Below are 15,614 nucleotides of genomic sequence, written 5' to 3'. Positions count from 1 at the left end.
GCGACCCGACAGCTGCGGTGGAAGGTCAAGGCCTTCAAGCTCGGGGGTTGGAAGCACCGGCGGCGGTGGAGGTAATGGGGGCAGTGATGACGGTGCTGGAAGGGGCGGCGGCGGTGGCAGTTCCAACGAAGGCAACGGAGGCACGGGAGGAAACTGCGCGACAGCGACCTGCGGCGCGGCCACGACCATGGTTGCGGCCGTGAGTGCAGCTGCTACTTGTCCCCTGACTTTCATGCGGTTTTCTCCCCTGGCGCCCAGGACAAGGCCCACGCCCCGCCGATGAGAGCGAAGAGGGTGCCGATGATGAAACCGCCGAAATTTGACGTGGGCAAAGCAATGAATCCGAGCAGCATGGCGGTCACCCCAGTGAGAATGCGGGCCTGTGGCTGCCCCCACGTCATCAAGCCACAAACGATGAGCAGAACACCCACGAGCAAGGTGGACACGCCCGAGATCGTGCTGATCTGGATCATGATGTTAGACACCTCGAAGGAGAGGTAGGCCGGCATGAGGATGATCACACCGGCGATGATCATGCACAGCCCCGCGCCGAACGGCCGTCCGCCGCGCCATCCCGCGAAACCGCGATTGATCTTCTCGACGTTGTCATCTGTGTCGGCGGGACCCTCCGCCGTGCCGGGGACGTTGGTGGGACCGTCGAAGAGTTCGTTGATGCCCCCGTGCTCCGGCCCACGTGAATTAGCACTCACCTTCGCCCTCTTTCACCACCTTAATCTGCCCGCCGGCGGCTGTGAGCTTGTCAGCGGACAGGGACGTGGCGTAGATCAGCTGGTTCTTTGCAGACAGGTGCGTCATGGAAATACCGAAGGAGCCCGGCTCAGCCTTATCGGACAACTGCTGGGCGTCCACACCGATCTGCGGGTTGGTCATTGTCATGGTGCCGTTGAGTTCCTTGGCGCCGATGACCAGGTTGGTAGCTTTCGTGCTTGCCCCCGGGGCCCTCATTTGGAAGCGACGATCCCCCAAACCGGGGAGCTTAATCGGCGCGGACATGCACAGGTCGGTGATCGTCGCGTCCTCCAGCTTGAGGCGAGACACGGCTACTTCACTGTCCTTCAAGGTCTCTCGGTCGACGAAGAGGCTGAAGTTGTCGGCCTCAATGCCGCCGACCTGCTGGGTGAAGATCACATTCGACAATGCGAGACCAGCGGTGAGCCCGTTCTGCGCCATCGCCACACCTTCACCGGCGAGAATGATCAGCCCCACACCGGTGATAACAGCAAACCGGAGTTTCTTGGTGTGTCCCATGCCCACGCTCCTTTATGTTTGTGTAGCAAACACTACTCCTGAGCGGACGCTACGTCAGCGAAACACGACAAAACCCCGGCGGTTTGCAAAGAACCGCCGGGGCGTGGATCGGTCACGGTTAGGTAGCCGCAGGAGCTTCTGGCTCATCGGGCTTGTTGCCCGAAAAGAAGAATGCGCAGAATATGGTCGCCGCTAGCGCACACGAAATCATGGTCCGCATGAGAGAATCTTCCACCCCGATCCGAACGGCGACAACTGTCCAAACCGTAGCGGCGAACAGCGCGAGCAACAGACCAACAATATTTCTAACCATGACAACCCCTCCATTGGCATCTCGTTTCACTGACCTAATCAGGATTCAACCGGGATTCGTTACGCCAATGTGCACCGGGCTTCGTGAACAACAGAAAACCCTTTCACTCCGGTATGGAATGAAAGGGTTGTAGCTTTGTACCCCGTACGGGATTTGAACCCGTGTTACCGCCGTGAGAGGGCGACGTCCTAGGCCGCTAGACGAACGGGGCGCGCTCGCTTGTTGCGACTTGCTCACTCTAAATGGTGATGGCGCCGAACGCCAAATCCCTAGGTCAACAAGCGGCTAAGCGTTCGCTTCTAACTTTCTCTGAACAGGGGCTTTCCGTTGGTGCCCACGGAAAAGATCGCCAGAAAAACAACCAGTCCCATAGCAACGGTGACAATGGCCGAAACAATTTGGTTTTCAATGCCGTATTGCGCGGAGACAATTGCCCACGCCATAGCGATAACGACCGCGACAGAAAAGCCGGCGATTCTCTTACCCATAATTCCCCTCCATGTGAGTAATCGGTTTCGTTTGTTAATTGCTCCGCAAACCCCCTCCGTTACACGAACCTAGGTCTCCACTTCTCCCTTAGGCTTTCGACCCACGTTGTAGACCGCCGTGAACACCGCCGCCCCGATTGCAACCGCGACAATAAGAGTCACAAAGTTGTTCTCAATGCCAAGATATTCAGACATATAGAAAAACCCTTTCACTCCACTGTGGAATGAAAGGGTTTTCTCGCTGTACCCCGTACGGGATTTGAACCCGTGTTACCGCCGTGAGAGGGCGACGTCCTAGGCCGCTAGACGAACGGGGCATTAGGACTTTTCCGTCTTGCAGTTCACTATTTGAAGCGGACTGCAGCTGGCCTACCAGGACTCGAACCTAGAATGACGGTACCAGAAACCGTAGTGTTGCCAATTACACCATAGGCCATCGTCATACTGTGCGGCTGCTTGTCAGCCGCACTGAACAACGTCGATAACTATAACCACGGTGCGCAATGAGCACCAAATCCGCTGGTGATGCCAGCATATTACGGCGCTGTCATTTGCTATTGCCCGGCAGCAAACGGGGTCTGCTCGCGCGCTACACGCAAACGCGCCATGGTCGATTCACGTCCGAGGAGCTCCATAGACTCAAACAGCGGCGGGGAGATAGCTTCACCCGAGATGCCCACTCGCAAGGCCCCGTAGGCTTTGCGGGGTTTGAGGCCGAGATCGTCGATAAGCGCCTTGCTCAAGGCCGCTTCGATGTTCGCGGTGGTCCACTCCCCAACTGCTTCAAGTGCCGCAAGGCCGGCGTCGAGCGGCTCCGCGGCATCTTCCTTGAGGTTCTTCTTCGCAGCTTTCTCGTCGAGCTCCAATTCTCCATCCGGTGTGACCAAGAACTTGAGCAGACCGTATGCGTCACCAAGCACCTTGATGCGCGTCTGCACAAGATCCGCAGCGATAGCGAACTTATCTTCGGGGTAGTCGGCCGGGAAGTCCGTGTACTCGGTGAGGTAGTCACGCAGGCGGTTCTTGAAATCCTCAGGCTCCAGCATGCGAATGTGGTCAGCGTTGATGGCTTCGAGCTTCTTCTCGTCAAAACGCGCAGGGTTTGATAGCACGTCATTGATATCGAAGGCTTTGATGAACTCATCGACGGAGAACACATCCTGGTCTGCGGACAAGGACCACCCCAGCAGCGCGAGGTAGTTGATCATTCCCTCGGGGATGATGCCGTTGTCGCGGTGGTTAAACAGGTTCGACTCGGGGTCGCGCTTGGACAGCTTCTTGTTGCCCTGCCCCATGACGAACGGCAGGTGACCGAACTCCGGAGTGATTTCAGCGACACCAATGCGCTGCAGTGCCTCGTAGAGAGCGATTTGGCGCGGGGTCGACGAGAGCAGGTCCTCACCGCGCAACACGTGCGTGATGCCCATGAGCGCGTCATCGACAGGGTTGACCAGGGTGTACAGCGGCGCACCGGTAGAGCGGGCGACAACGTAGTCTGGCTGCGTCGCGGCCTTGAACTCCATCTCTCCGCGGACGAGGTCGTTCCACGCCCAGTCCTTCTCCGGCATGCGCAGGCGCCACACCGGCTCGCGTCCCTCTGCCTTGTAGGCCGCGACCTGCTCTTCGGTGAGCTCGCGGTCGAAGTTGTCGTATCCCAACTGCGGGTCGCGGCCGGCCGCGATGTGACGCTCCTTGACTTCCTCTGCTGTGGAGTACGCCGGGTACACTTCACCGGCATCAATCAGCTTGTCCAGAACTTCTTTGTAGATGTCCATGCGCTGCGACTGACGGTACGGCTCGTGCGGGCCACCAGTGACCACGCCTTCGTCCCAATCCAAACCCAGCCAGGTCAGAGAATCGATGATGGCCTGGTAGGACTCCTCCGAGTCACGGGCTGCGTCAGTGTCCTCAATGCGGAAAACGAGCTTGCCGCCGGTGTGGCGGGCGTGCGCCCAATTGAAAAGCGCCGTCCGGACCATTCCCACGTGGGGCGTTCCGGTCGGCGACGGGCAAAAACGAACTCTCACAGGGGCATCAGTCATGCCCCCAACTGTAGCGGGCGGCTACTTGTGCACGCGCGAGAGCACCGCCCACATGTCGTTAGCTGCCGACGGGTCGTACCACCAGTTGTGGCCGGAGCCTTGCACCTTGACTCTCTGCGTCGGCTTGGAGCATCCCGCGGGACACACATGCCACTTGAGTAGCACGCACTAATTTGCTCAACGCGGAACCCAAATTGCCTGTCAACCCGGCGGATGCGGTGCTTGCCGGGGACGCTAAAATCGTTGCTCATGCCCTCACCCCGCCCTGAAACTGCGCCCGACTTCCTGTTGTCGCGGGCCAGCGGTTCCGTGCGCACTCAGGGAACCACCTCGACATTCATCGAACCGTGGGATGCGGTAGCTGCTCTGCAGCGTCGAGAGGTGAACATGGTGGTGGGAGCACTCCCGTTCGACCGGGATGCGCCAGCCGCCCTCACTGTGCCAGAGCAGATCATTACCGAGGCGGGAACCTTACAGCCGCACTCGTACTACCGCGAAGGGCCGGGCGCTCAACTCCACGCGGCGGTTGCCGGGTATGACCCAGAACCCCACGAACACCTACGCCGTGTGGAGGCGGCGGTGGACACAATCTGCAACTCGATCCTGGACAAGGTAGTACTGGCCCGGTCCGTCGACTTCGTCTTCGATCCCCCTGTCGACCCACGCCTTGTTGCAGCGCGATTGATTGAACTTTCCTCCACCCGCGACGGGTTCATCGCCGACCTGACTCCCGCTGGAAAGCCCGGACACATGATTGTCGGCTCCTCCCCCGAGCTCCTCATACGGAAGCAGGGGCTGGAGATCACCTCATATCCCCTTGCCGGTTCCGCACCCCGCATTTTCGACGATGAGGATGCTGACCGTGCAGCAGGCGAGAAGCTGTACAACTCTACAAAGGATCTCGACGAGCACTCCTACGTCGTCGAGCACATTCGAGACATTCTCACTCCGCTGTGCCGGGAGCTGACCATTCCGGACCGGCCCGTTCTCGACCGCACGAACGAGATGTGGCACCTTGCCACACCGATCAAAGGCGTGCTCTACGACCCCGCCCCCAGCGCACTCGACCTAGCCACCCGCCTGTACCCCACTCCCGCTGTCTGCGGATCCCCGCAGTACGCTGCGGAAGCGTTGATCACCACCGCGGAGACGGACCGATCGTTCTACGCAGGAACGGTTGGCTGGTGCGATTCCCACGGTGACGGTGAATACATGGTGTCCATCCGCTGCGCCGAGGTCAATGGTGACGGTACTGCTGCCCGCGCGTGGGCCGGCGGCGGCCTAGTGGCAGCCTCGAAACCAGAAGAGGAGCTCGCGGAAACAACCGCGAAGCTCCTCACCATCCAGCGTGCGCTGGGCCTCTAGTCAGCGATAGCGCTTGTTACGCGCGCTCAACCGGGTTGGCCAGCGAGCCGATTCCGGCAATTTCCACCTCAATCCGGTCGCCCGGAACCATTTCAGCAGTTCCTGCTGGGGAGCCGGTGCAAATGACGTCGCCCGGGAGCAGCGTGTAAGCGGAGGTGATGAACTCGATGATCTTGCCCAGCTTCCAGATCATTTGGTTGGAGTTGGAATCCTGCTTGGTCTCGGTCTCACCGTCGTGCGTCAAATGCGCCTTGATGGACAGGTCGTCGAAGTCGAACTTGTCCAGGTCGGTCTCGATCCACGGGCCCAGCGGGCAGAAAGTGTCGATGCCCTTGGCGCGCGCCCACTGGCCGTCAGCGAATTGCAGATCGCGGGAGGAAACGTCATTGACGATCGTGACGCCGCGGACGACGGACTTCCAGTCTTCAGCCTTGACATTCTTGCATGGTGTTCCGATGACCAATGCGAGCTCGCCCTCGAACTCGACGTGGGTGGCGAACTCGGGAATCTTGATGGCCGCCTCCGGTCCGATCACGGCTGTCGGCGGCTTCAGAAAAAGAGTGGGAGGCAAGTGCTCTGCGGACTGTTTGAACACCTCGGCGACGTGGTCGGCGTAGTTGCGGCCAATGGCCACCACCTTGCTGGGCAGCATCGGGGCGAGAAGGCGTACGTCTTCAAGCGCCCACTCCTTGCCCGTGTATTCCGGCTCAGTGAACGGAGTACCGGCGATCTGCTTGGCGGTCGTGCCGGCATCGTCGATGACTGCGAAAGTCATTCCCTCGGGTGTCGCAATTCGTCCAAAACGCATGGGGTTGAGCATACGCGACGAAAAATATTCAGGGCTATTTGGCTGTCAGCGCCAGATAGAGTTCCGCGCAGGCGAGCGCGTCAGTCAACGCGTTGTGGTTACCGTAATCGGGCAGGTTATACCGGCTGCGCACGCGAGCGAGACGCAGATCCTCCCCGCGTGGATAGGTGGCCATGCGCTCCATATGGCGGCGTTCGAGGGAGAGAGTGTCTTCGACTTCGTCCTCACGAAGCCGGAAGCGCTTTCCATACACCCTCTTGTGCAGTGCATCAATGAAGCCAGTCTCCATTTGCGCGAAATGCGCCAGCAGCGCGCGCCCCTCGATAGCCTGCAGGAAAGCATCGAGAGCGACCTGCGCATCCACACCCTCGCGCGCGATGTCGTCGTCAGTGACCCCGTGCACCGTTGCAGAGTCGCCTACCGACGCCCCCGCCAACACGAAATAGCCGGCACCGGAGAGATCAATCACTCGGTCCGTCACCGGCACCCACCCGATGGAGACGAGGTGGTGCTCATCCGGTTTCAGCCCGGTAGTCTCCACATCCACCGCCAGCAGCTGGCCGTCGACGATGTCTCGCTTGGGCGGACCGAACAGGCCGCCGCCTTTCAGACCGAGCATCTAGATCGACCCAACCGGGAATTTCGACGCCATCGCGGATTGCAGTCCCTTGATGATGCGGAAGGAGTCACGCAGTGCGTCGCGGTCAATACTGGACAGCTGGGTCGGGTCGATACGGTAGTTCGGTTCTTCACCAGCACGGACCTGATTCGCTTGGTGCCGCAGCGCGAGGTTGGAAATGTAGTCGTAGGCGCGCAAGAGATCTTCGGCGCCCCGCGGAGAAATGCTCTGCCCTGCCGATGCCTCAATGCGCTTCTGCGTGCCCACGTCGGTAGCGCTCGCCAGGATCGCATAAAGTCGCGCCATCTGCACCACCGCCGCAGTGCCACCCTTCTTCACGTCGAGGGTGGCGGCGTACTCGCCGGACCGCTCCACAACAAAGCCGCGGAAGAATCCGATCGGGGGTTCGCGTCGCGTCGCGAGCGCCGCGAGATGCGCGTGCAGGCGCTGTGAACCATGCGCGGCGACCACTGCGTTGTCGTGGACGCGCTGCGCCATCTCCTCGTCGCCGAACAGGCAGCGGAAGTCGAAGAAGATCTGCGCGTTAAGCAGCGCCTCGGACTCGGGAGCGGTGATCCACGTGTGGAAGGTCGCGTTCCACTCGTCCTCCGTCATCCGCCATTGCGGCTGGGAAGCCATCATTTCACCCGGACACAACGCCTGGCCAGCTTCGGCCAGTCCGGTGCAGATGAACTCCGTGAAGCGGCGAAAGTAGTCGCCGTGCTCGGCCTCGTTGTAGGAGTTATCCAACACCAGAGCGTTGTCTTGGTCCGACGCTGGACCCATTTCACGGCGTGCCTGGGAGCCCACTGCGACGAACGCGTACGGCACGGGCGCGGGGCCGAACTCTTCAGCCGCCAGTTCAGCGAGTCTGCGTGCAATCGCATCAGCGATGCTGGTCAGGAGTTGCTGCACTTCGCGTGCCGACGAGCCCCTGTCCAGGAAGCGGGCCGCCACGGCGGCGGCTCGTCGATAAGCATCTTTGAGCTCCTCCCTGCTGCTTCCCGCCACGTCTGCGGCGAGGTAGATCGGGTCGGACTGGAGCTGATGCATGACATCCGAACTGGTCAGCACACCGACGATCTGGTCGTCTTGGGTCACCGGGAGGTGGTGAATGCCCAACTCGCTCAAGATGAGCATGGCTTCAAACAACTTCGTGTCCGGGGCGATCGTGCGCACCGGCGCTGTCATCACCTCCGCCACCTGTACCGAGGTGTCCAGACCTTTAGCGACCACACGTTTACGCAAGTCGCGGTCGGTGAGAATGCCTGTTTCCGCGCCGCCGCAGATGACGATGCTGGACACGTTCGCCTCAACCATCTTCACTGCGGTTGCGCGGATAGACTCATCGAAACGCGCGGTGACCAGGTTCCCCATCCGGATCATGTCGCTGACGGTCATGCGCAGGGTATCGGAATTGCCGGGGTCATTGATCTCGTGGGCGTGCACAGCGACACGGCGGGACAGCGACTCGAAGAACCGCTTGATGTCCGGGTTGTCAGTGATCAGCTGGGTGAACGGTGCGCGCGGGAGCACGAGCAAAATGCTGTCCTCGATGGCGACCATGGCGTATCTGGACTCAGGCTCATCGACAAGTGTTGAGTATCCGAAGTTGCGGCCGGAATCGCGCCTGTCAATGAGGGCGTCCCCCTCGGCCAGAATATCCACCGCTCCCGACCGGATGATGTACAGGTTGTCGTTCACCTGGCCGTAGTCAACAACCGTCTCACCGCGCCGGACGTAAATGATCCGCATGTGCCGCGGCAGCTCACGAAGGGTCTCCTCTGGCAGGTGCGAGAAGGGCTCGTGCTGGGCAAGGAAGCTGCGGACTTCGTCGAGCTCAACTGTCATGGGGCTAACGTTGCCAGAAAGTTAGCCCGGATAAAGCAGTTTAGAGTTACTGGTAGCTCACAAACCAGGGGCGTGGATCGACCTCGTTGTAGGTCTGCTCCGGCGTGAACATCGGCTCATCTTCGTCAATGAAGTTCTTCCACGCCAGGAAAAAGCCCGGGTCCAAGCCCTCACGCAACACATTCCAGGTGTCGTACTTCTGGCCCGGGGAGCCGTGACCGTCCGCATGGAGAATGAAGGACAGCTCCGGGCGGGACGTGTCAATGTTTTCACGGTCCGGCAACATAGCCACCTGGAATTGGTGCACGATGAGCGCCTTTTGCGGCAGGTTATTCTCGCGGGTCAGATCAGCGAGCCACTCGGTGACCTCGTTGATCTCCGCCGCGTCAGCAGAACCGACCTGCGCGGCCGGCGCCTGGCCTGGCTGAAGTTTCCACTCCGCGTCGAGCGCCAGGCCGACGTTGGGGCGCTTGAGCAAGTCTTCGTAGAGAAGTGCCTGCTCCTTGAAGGTGGTCAGACCCGGTTGCAGGTCAATGACTGCATATCCCCCGGCGTCCACGATCGCGTCGATGTACGGTTCCAGCTCGGCGGGATCGAACTCGTTTGTGAAGTTGCCGTCGTCCCCTGGGTGTTCCGACGCGACAGTAGCGATGATCTCGAAGGCAGGAATGACCTGCTCGTCGGAGAACGCTTTGTATTCCTCCACATACTGGTTGACCACATCAACAGATTCCGCGGGCGGCTGCTCACCCATCTGACCCAGTGCGGGACCAGACGGGTGGCCGTACAGCGCGATCATCCGGCGTCCCGGGAACACCAACCCGCCACCGCCGGGAAGCTCACCGTTGCCGGCAAGAGAAATCACGTCGCGGAAGTGCTCGGTGTCGCCGAACTGTTGGCCCAGCGCGACCGCGTCGTGGCCATCGACCTGCGCGATGGATTCACTAGTCACCCGGGGATCTGCGTACGGCAGCACGGTAAGCGGAAGCTTTGATGCTGCTGCGGTCGCAGCTGCGGCACGAGACGTCAGCTCAGTGACGAAGATCAGCGTGCTGCTCCCGCCATCGTGGGTCTGCTCCCCCGCCTCAGCCACCGCAGCAACCTCGTGGCCGTCCTCTGCGGTGAGCGCAGCGGTGTCTTCGATCGCCTGCAAATCCTCGTCGTCCTGCTCGGATCCGGTGCCGACCTCAATCACACGCTCCGCCCCCAGGCGCTGCACCTCAGCGTCGACGGCCGAACTGGACTCCTCCTGCTGTGTCAGCATCGGCGCACCCAGATCAATGGCGATCGCTGCAGCCTGCAGCTGGTCGTCCTTCTCCGCAGAAGACACCACGACGGTGTCAGAGGATTCAAAGAACTGCTGGGATACTTCGGCGCCTGTGCCGTCCGGATCAGCGATCACCACCGAACCGTCCGAAACAAGATCAGCTGCGAGCTGCTCCTCGCGGCTGAGCTCTGGGTCTGCATCCTGGCCGTCGTCGGTGCAGGATGAGAGAACGAGAGCGGACGCTACCAGGACGGCAGCCGTGACTGGCCTATAAGACATAGGCCGAAGTCTACTTGAGAGCCTCCGCGATGCGGGTGCCGACGCGCTCCGTGGAGATCTCCTCCCCGCCCCGTGCAGACACGTCGTTGGCGACGGCAGCCTCGATACGGGAGGCTCCATCTTCATCATCAAGCCAGCGCAGCATCATGGCGACGGAGAGAATCATCGCGGTCGGATCCGCGATGCCTTTGCCCGCAATATCCGGTGCGGATCCGTGGACCGGCTCGAACATGGAGGGGTTGGTGCGGGAAGCATCGATGTTGCCCGAGCACGCCAAACCAACACCACCGGCGACAGCACCAGCAAGATCGGTGAGGATATCGCCGAAGAGATTGTCGGTGACAATCACGTCATAGCGCGACGGGTCGGTGACCATGTAGATCGTCGCGGCATCGATGTGGTTGTAATCGACGTTCACCTCCGGGTACTCGCGGGCGACATCGTTGACGGTGTTCTGCCATAGCGCACCGGCGTTGGTGAGCACGTTCGTCTTGTGCACGAGAGTGAGCTTCTTGCGTCGCTCCATGGCGGTCTCGAAACCGTGGCGGACAAGGCGCTCCACACCGTAGCGGGTGTTTTGGGAGACCTCGCTGGCAACCTCCGCGGGGGTGCCCTGGCGCAGGGTGCCGCCGTTTCCGCAGTACAGGCCCTCTGTTCCTTCGCGCACAACGACAAAGTCGATATCCCCAGGGTTCGCCAACGGGCTCACCGCCGTCGGGTACAGCTTCGATGGGCGAAGGTTGACAAAATGGTCCAGTTTGAAGCGCAGCGGCAACAGCAAACCGCGCTCCAACACGCCTGCCGGAACGCGGTCTGGGTCGCCAATCGCGCCGAGCAAGATCGCGTCGTGCTCCCGCAAGCTGTCCAAGTCCTCATCGGTCAGCAGCTCGCCGTTGCGCAGGTAGCGGAGAGCGCCGAGGTCGTACTCGGTGAGCTCCACGTCTCCGCGCACCGCGCGCAGAACTCTGAGACCTTCTTCCATCACCTCGGGACCAATGCCGTCCCCTGCAATAACCGCAACTTTCATGCAGCTCAGCTTAACAACAACGGCTCCCCGGATTCGCCTCTTGGTGTGCCCACCGCGTCTTCCAGAACTCCCGTTCCGTCATCAATTCTGCGTCCGGGTGGTGGGCGCGCTGATGCGCACAATACTTCGCGTAGTCGCTATCGCCCATCAGCTCCTTGATGTACCAACTCGTCCACTTGAATGCCGAGACGGCACCATGTGCGATAGCACCCATTAATGCCCCGCTTCCGCCGGTGAATTCAATTCGAGCCCGTACTCCTTCGCCACTGCTTTCTCCTCCGCCGTGGCGAGCATCCCGCGCGGGGCGAACAGGGTGGACGAGACATCGGGTTCCTCGTTGGTCTCGATCTCTTCTCCGCGTTTGTGGGCCTGCACCGCACGCACGCACGCCACCACCGTCGCCACGACCACGACAATCACCAACACTGCGAAGAAGATGGACAAAATGCCCTGAATCATCGTGTTCCGCACGACAATGTCGATCTCCTCCGGGCTGCCCGCCGCCTGGAATGTCTCCAGGCCCTGGTTGCGCGCATCCTTGTACTTCGAGTGCTGCGCGAAGTAGCCGATCGCAGGATCGTCGCTGAAGATCTTCTGCCAGCTCGCCGTCATGGTGATGATCAGGTCCCACACCAGCGGAACCATCGGGATCCACGCCCACCTGAACAGCCCCTTCTTGAACACGATCGCGGTGACAAGGCACAGCGCGATCGCCGCCAGCAGCTGGTTGGCTATGCCGAACAGCGGAAAGAGCACGTTGATGCCGCCGAGCGGGTCGGTCACACCCATGACCAGGATCGCGCCCCACATACCGCAGACGAGAACGGTGGACACCCAGCTGCCCACGCGCCAGGACGGGTCCTTGAACTTCTCCAGGCCAGAGACATTGCCGATGATGTCGCCCATCATGAAGCGGGCGACGCGGGTGCCGGCATCAATGGCGGTAAGGATGAACAGGCCCTCAAACATGATGGCGAAGTGGTACCAGAATGCCTGCATGCCCGGGTGGCTGAAGATATTGGTCATGATCTCGGACATGCCGATGGCGAAGGTCGGTGCGCCGCCGGTGCGGGACACGATGCTCGGTTCCCCCACTGCCTCGGCGAGGGCCGTCAGCTGCTCTGCGGAGACTCCCTGCCCCGGGATGTTCAGGCTGTTAACGAATTCAGCCGCGGTAGCTTCTTCCCCGCCGGTTTTTGCCTTCGGGGAGTTGATGGCGAAGTAGATGTGCCGATCGAGCACCACAGCGGTGATCAGCGCCATGATGGCCACGAAAGACTCCATGAGCATGCCGCCGTACCCGATCGCGCGTGCGTGCGTCTCTTTCTCCAGCAGCTTCGGGGTGGTGCCGGAAGAAATCAGTGCGTGGAAACCAGAGAGCGCGCCGCAGGCGATGGTGATGAACAGGAACGGGAACAGGTTGCCGGAGAATACCGGGCCGCCGCCCTCTAGGCCGAAGGATGTGATCGCCGGCATGTGAACCTCGGGCCTGTCGATGAGGATCGCCAGCGCCAGCATGACAATCACGCCGATCTTCATGAAGGTGGACAGATAATCGCGCGGGGCGAGCAGCAACCACACCGGCAAGATGGAGGCGACCACACCGTAGATCAGGATGCAGACTGCCAGCGTGGCCTTGGACAGGGTGAACAGTTCCGCGCCCCAGGAGGTCTCCGCGACGTACCCGCCGCCGAGAATCGCCGCCATGAGCAGCACCACGCCGATGGCGGAGACCTCCGCAACACGGCCCGGACGAAGGAAACGGCCGTACACCCCCATGAACAAGGCGATCGGGATGGTCATCGCGATGGAGAACACACCCCACGGAGACTCCGCCAGGGCGTTGACCACGACCAGGCCCAGCACGGCGATGATGATCACCATGATGACCATGGTGGCGATGCTGCCGGCGACGCCGCCGACCTGGCCGACTTCCTCTTTGAGCATCTGCCCCAGGGAGCGGCCGCGGCGGCGCTGGGACACGGCGAGAACGAGGTAGTCCTGCACCGCGCCGGCAAGCACGACGCCGATGATGATCCAGAGCGTGCTGGGCAGGTACCCCATCTGCGCGGCCATGACCGGGCCGACGAGAGGGCCGGCGCCGGCGATCGCGGCGAAGTGGTGGCCGAAGAGCACGCGGCGGTCGGTGGGAACGAAATCAGAACCGTCATTGACATACTCGGCCGGTGTCGCCCGGGTATTCCGCGGCTTGACCACCTTGTACTCGACGAGACGGGCATACAGGCTGAACCCGATGATGTATGTGCCAATGGCGGCGAGCACGAGCCACACCGAATTGATGGTCTCGCCGCGGTGCAACGCGATCGCGCCCCAGCCGAGCGCGGCAAGCACTGCCGCGAAACCAATGATGACACGCTCGACGGCGCCGATGGCTTTCTTCGGCGTCACGCCGACGACGTGCTCTTTCCCGTCGGGTGTCGTGGTGATTTCGAGCCTTTCGCGCGGCACTGCGCCCGCTTGCGACTCGTCGCGTTCAACTGCGGTGGTCAAGTTCGCCCCCTTAATTAGGCTAAGAAAATGAAGTGCGTAAATACTCGCATATGCGCGGAGACGGGCGCAGAAAAAATCCCGGATTAATTCACATCCGGGATAAGTTTCTTTCGCTGGAGCATATCGGTCGAGCGAGATGACCTAATCAGCCACGAATATATACGCGCATGAGCTAGTCGAGCACCAGCTGGAAGCAGTCCGCTTCGATGGACTTCGCGACGGAAGCTTCAAGATCAGCAGGCACCTCGGACTCCACACGCAGGATCAGGAAGGCACCGTCACCCTTGACGGACTGTGTCAGCGCCGCAGCTTCAATGTTGATGTCGTGCTGGCCCAGCTGGGAACCGACCTTGCCCAGGGCGCCCGGCTGGTCGGTGTAGGACAGGAACAGGTTGCGGCCCTCTGCGCGCATGTCCACACCGCGGCCGTTGATCCGGACGATCTTCTCCACGTGCTCCAGTCCCGTGAGCGCGCCTTCGACGGTGGCGGTGTCACCGGAGGCGGACACGAGCTGAACCTCCAGGGAGGAACGGTGGCCGCGGGATTCGGAAGCAACACCGGATTCGACATTCAGGCCGCGGGCCTCCGCAATGGCCGGGGCGTTGACAAAAGTCACGGGCTCTTCGACGATGCCAGAGAACAGACCGCGCTCGGCAGACAGCGCCAACGTGGCCGGATCCTCGTGGGACAGCTCGCCGCGGGCGGTGACCTTGAGGGAGACCGGTGCGTCGTCGAGAAGCTTGCCGGCCAGCAGACCGAGCTTGCGGGACAGATCGAGCCACACAGCCACTTCTTCGTTCACCGCGCCACCAATGATGTTGACCGCGTCCGGGACGAATTCGCCCGCGAGAGCCTTGAGCACAGAGTCTGCGACATCAGTGCCGGCGCGGTCCTGCGCCTCCGCAGTCGACGCTCCCAGATGCGGGGTCACCACGACCTCCTCCAGCTCAAACAGCGGGGAGTCAGTGCACGGCTCGCTGGAGTACACATCGAAACCTGCACCGCGAATCGGGCCGTTTGTGATCGCGTCGGCAAGCGCGTGCTCGTCGACAAGCCCGCCGCGAGCCGCGTTGACAATGATCTGGCCTTCCTTCGCCTTTGCCAGCAGCTCAGCATTGAACATGCCCTGCGTTTCCTTCGTCTTGGGCAGGTGAATGGTCACGAAGTCTGCACGGGAGACCAGCTCCTCCAACTCGACCAACTCAACACCGAGCTGCGCGGCACGCGTCGGGTTCGCGTACGGGTCATACGCAATGATCTCAGTTTCAAAGGCAGCCAGTCGCTGCGCGAACAGCTGACCGATGTGACCGAAGCCGACAATGCCGACGGTCTTTCCGAAGATCTCCACGCCCTTGAAGGAAGAACGCTTCCACTCGCCGTCGCGCAGGGTCTTGTCGGCAGCCGGGATCTGGCGGGCAGTGGACAGCAGCAGCGCGATTGCATGCTCGCAAGCAGAGTGAATGTTGGAGGTTGGTGCGTTGACGACCATCACGCCGCGCTCCGTGGCCGTCGGCACGTCGACGTTGTCCAGGCCGACACCAGCGCGGCCCACGATGCGCAGGTTCGGAGCAGCCTCGAGAACCTCACGGTCCACAGTCGTTGCAGAACGCACGAGAAGAGCCTCAGCTTCGGGCACAGCTGCGAGCAGTTCCGCACGGTTCGGGCCATCAACCCACCGCACCTCTACTGCGTCTCCGAGGGCATCAACAGTGGACTGGGCGAGCTTGTCGGCGATGAGAACGACGGGCTTAGACACGGTGGGTACTCTCCTTGGA

13 protein-coding genes and 3 tRNA genes are annotated in these 15,614 nt (G+C 61.4%); 1 reads left to right on the top strand and 15 read right to left on the bottom strand.

The window, feature by feature from the left end; translation table 11 throughout:
* Positions 1 to 230 precede the first annotated feature (230 nt).
* The 7 genes from KBX07_RS01190 to gltX form a co-directional block, all read right to left on the bottom strand.
* Complete coding sequence (locus tag KBX07_RS01190) at positions 231 to 710, bottom strand: DUF6114 domain-containing protein (RefSeq protein ID WP_005290396.1); 480 nt, start codon at positions 708 to 710, stop codon at positions 231 to 233.
* Positions 700 to 1,269, bottom strand: coding sequence for a DUF6230 family protein (locus KBX07_RS01185; protein WP_256022655.1), 570 nt, complete (start codon positions 1,267 to 1,269; stop codon positions 700 to 702). The genes KBX07_RS01190 and KBX07_RS01185 overlap by 11 nt, the downstream gene beginning before the upstream one ends.
* A 451-nt stretch (positions 1,270 to 1,720) precedes the next feature.
* A tRNA-Glu gene (locus KBX07_RS01180) sits at positions 1,721 to 1,793 on the bottom strand.
* Positions 1,794 to 1,881: 88 nt separating this feature from the next.
* Entirely contained in the window at positions 1,882 to 2,070 is a 189-nt protein-coding gene (locus tag KBX07_RS01175) for a hypothetical protein (protein ID WP_256022652.1), read from the bottom strand.
* Between the two features lie 244 nt (positions 2,071 to 2,314).
* Positions 2,315 to 2,387, bottom strand: a tRNA-Glu gene (locus tag KBX07_RS01170).
* A 47-nt stretch (positions 2,388 to 2,434) separates the two neighbouring features.
* Positions 2,435 to 2,506: transfer RNA gene (locus tag KBX07_RS01165), tRNA-Gln, on the bottom strand.
* A 118-nt stretch (positions 2,507 to 2,624) separates the two neighbouring features.
* Positions 2,625 to 4,112, bottom strand: a complete 1,488-nt coding sequence (gene gltX / locus KBX07_RS01160; RefSeq protein WP_040423753.1) for a glutamate--tRNA ligase — start codon at positions 4,110 to 4,112, stop codon at positions 2,625 to 2,627.
* Positions 4,113 to 4,361: 249 nt separating this feature from the next.
* Here gltX and KBX07_RS01155 point away from each other — a divergent pair, with 249 nt between their 5' ends.
* A complete protein-coding gene (locus tag KBX07_RS01155; RefSeq protein ID WP_040423755.1) occupies positions 4,362 to 5,477 on the top strand; it encodes an isochorismate synthase MenF in 1,116 nt (371 codons plus the stop codon).
* Between the two features lie 16 nt (positions 5,478 to 5,493).
* Here the strand turns inward: KBX07_RS01155 and KBX07_RS01150 are convergent, their stop codons facing one another.
* The 8 genes from KBX07_RS01150 to serA form a co-directional block, all read right to left on the bottom strand.
* On the bottom strand, positions 5,494 to 6,285 hold the full coding sequence (locus KBX07_RS01150; protein WP_256022650.1) for a fumarylacetoacetate hydrolase family protein: 792 nt from the start codon (positions 6,283 to 6,285) through the stop codon (positions 5,494 to 5,496).
* A gap of 34 nt (positions 6,286 to 6,319) precedes the next feature.
* Positions 6,320 to 6,904, bottom strand: coding sequence for an exonuclease domain-containing protein (locus KBX07_RS01145; protein WP_256022648.1), 585 nt, complete (start codon positions 6,902 to 6,904; stop codon positions 6,320 to 6,322).
* The gene (locus tag KBX07_RS01140; RefSeq protein WP_256022646.1) at positions 6,905 to 8,755 is read right to left on the bottom strand and encodes a DUF294 nucleotidyltransferase-like domain-containing protein; all 1,851 of its coding nucleotides are present in this window, start codon (positions 8,753 to 8,755) and stop codon (positions 6,905 to 6,907) included.
* A 46-nt stretch (positions 8,756 to 8,801) separates the two neighbouring features.
* Positions 8,802 to 10,301: a hypothetical protein gene (locus KBX07_RS01135; protein ID WP_005290413.1), complete on the bottom strand. Its 1,500-nt coding sequence runs from the start codon at positions 10,299 to 10,301 to the stop codon at positions 8,802 to 8,804.
* A 10-nt stretch (positions 10,302 to 10,311) separates the two neighbouring features.
* Positions 10,312 to 11,328, bottom strand: a complete 1,017-nt coding sequence (locus tag KBX07_RS01130; protein WP_005290415.1) for a 3-isopropylmalate dehydrogenase — start codon at positions 11,326 to 11,328, stop codon at positions 10,312 to 10,314.
* Positions 11,329 to 11,338: 10 nt separating this feature from the next.
* Positions 11,339 to 11,542, bottom strand: coding sequence for a YbdD/YjiX family protein (locus KBX07_RS01125; protein ID WP_005290417.1), 204 nt, complete (start codon positions 11,540 to 11,542; stop codon positions 11,339 to 11,341).
* Positions 11,542 to 13,797, bottom strand: a complete 2,256-nt coding sequence (locus tag KBX07_RS01120; protein ID WP_370687227.1) for a carbon starvation CstA family protein — start codon at positions 13,795 to 13,797, stop codon at positions 11,542 to 11,544. Before KBX07_RS01120 ends, KBX07_RS01125 begins: the two co-directional genes overlap by 1 nt.
* A gap of 214 nt (positions 13,798 to 14,011) precedes the next feature.
* Positions 14,012 to 15,595 carry a phosphoglycerate dehydrogenase gene (gene serA, locus KBX07_RS01115; protein ID WP_256022644.1) on the bottom strand — a complete coding sequence of 528 codons (1,584 nt, stop codon included), beginning with the start codon at positions 15,593 to 15,595 and terminating at the stop codon, positions 14,012 to 14,014.
* Between the last annotated feature and the right edge of the window lie 19 nt (positions 15,596 to 15,614).

The sequence above is a fragment of the Corynebacterium sp. CCUG 70398 genome (assembly GCF_024454055.1).
Classification (GTDB): Bacteria; Actinomycetota; Actinomycetes; order Mycobacteriales; family Mycobacteriaceae; genus Corynebacterium; species Corynebacterium genitalium.
This window is presented reverse-complemented; position numbering and strand designations above follow the sequence as displayed.

What these genes read in the sequence shown, in the direction of transcription:
- KBX07_RS01145 (WP_256022648.1), bottom strand. Translation starts at nt 6,904, where the DNA reads ATGCTCGGTCTGAAAGGCGGCGGCCTGTTCGGTCCGCCCAAGCGAGAC.
- KBX07_RS01135 (WP_005290413.1), bottom strand. Translation starts at nt 10,301, where the DNA reads ATGTCTTATAGGCCAGTCACGGCTGCCGTCCTGGTAGCGTCCGCTCTC.
- KBX07_RS01125 (WP_005290417.1), bottom strand. Translation starts at nt 11,542, where the DNA reads ATGGGTGCTATCGCACATGGTGCCGTCTCGGCATTCAAGTGGACGAGT.
- KBX07_RS01150 (WP_256022650.1), bottom strand. Translation starts at nt 6,285, where the DNA reads ATGCGTTTTGGACGAATTGCGACACCCGAGGGAATGACTTTCGCAGTC.
- KBX07_RS01130 (WP_005290415.1), bottom strand. Translation starts at nt 11,328, where the DNA reads ATGAAAGTTGCGGTTATTGCAGGGGACGGCATTGGTCCCGAGGTGATG.
- KBX07_RS01155 (WP_040423755.1), top strand. Translation starts at nt 4,362, where the DNA reads ATGCCCTCACCCCGCCCTGAAACTGCGCCCGACTTCCTGTTGTCGCGG.
- gltX (WP_040423753.1), bottom strand. Translation starts at nt 4,112, where the DNA reads ATGACTGATGCCCCTGTGAGAGTTCGTTTTTGCCCGTCGCCGACCGGA.
- KBX07_RS01185 (WP_256022655.1), bottom strand. Translation starts at nt 1,269, where the DNA reads ATGGGACACACCAAGAAACTCCGGTTTGCTGTTATCACCGGTGTGGGG.
- KBX07_RS01175 (WP_256022652.1), bottom strand. Translation starts at nt 2,070, where the DNA reads ATGGGTAAGAGAATCGCCGGCTTTTCTGTCGCGGTCGTTATCGCTATG.
- KBX07_RS01140 (WP_256022646.1), bottom strand. Translation starts at nt 8,755, where the DNA reads ATGACAGTTGAGCTCGACGAAGTCCGCAGCTTCCTTGCCCAGCACGAG.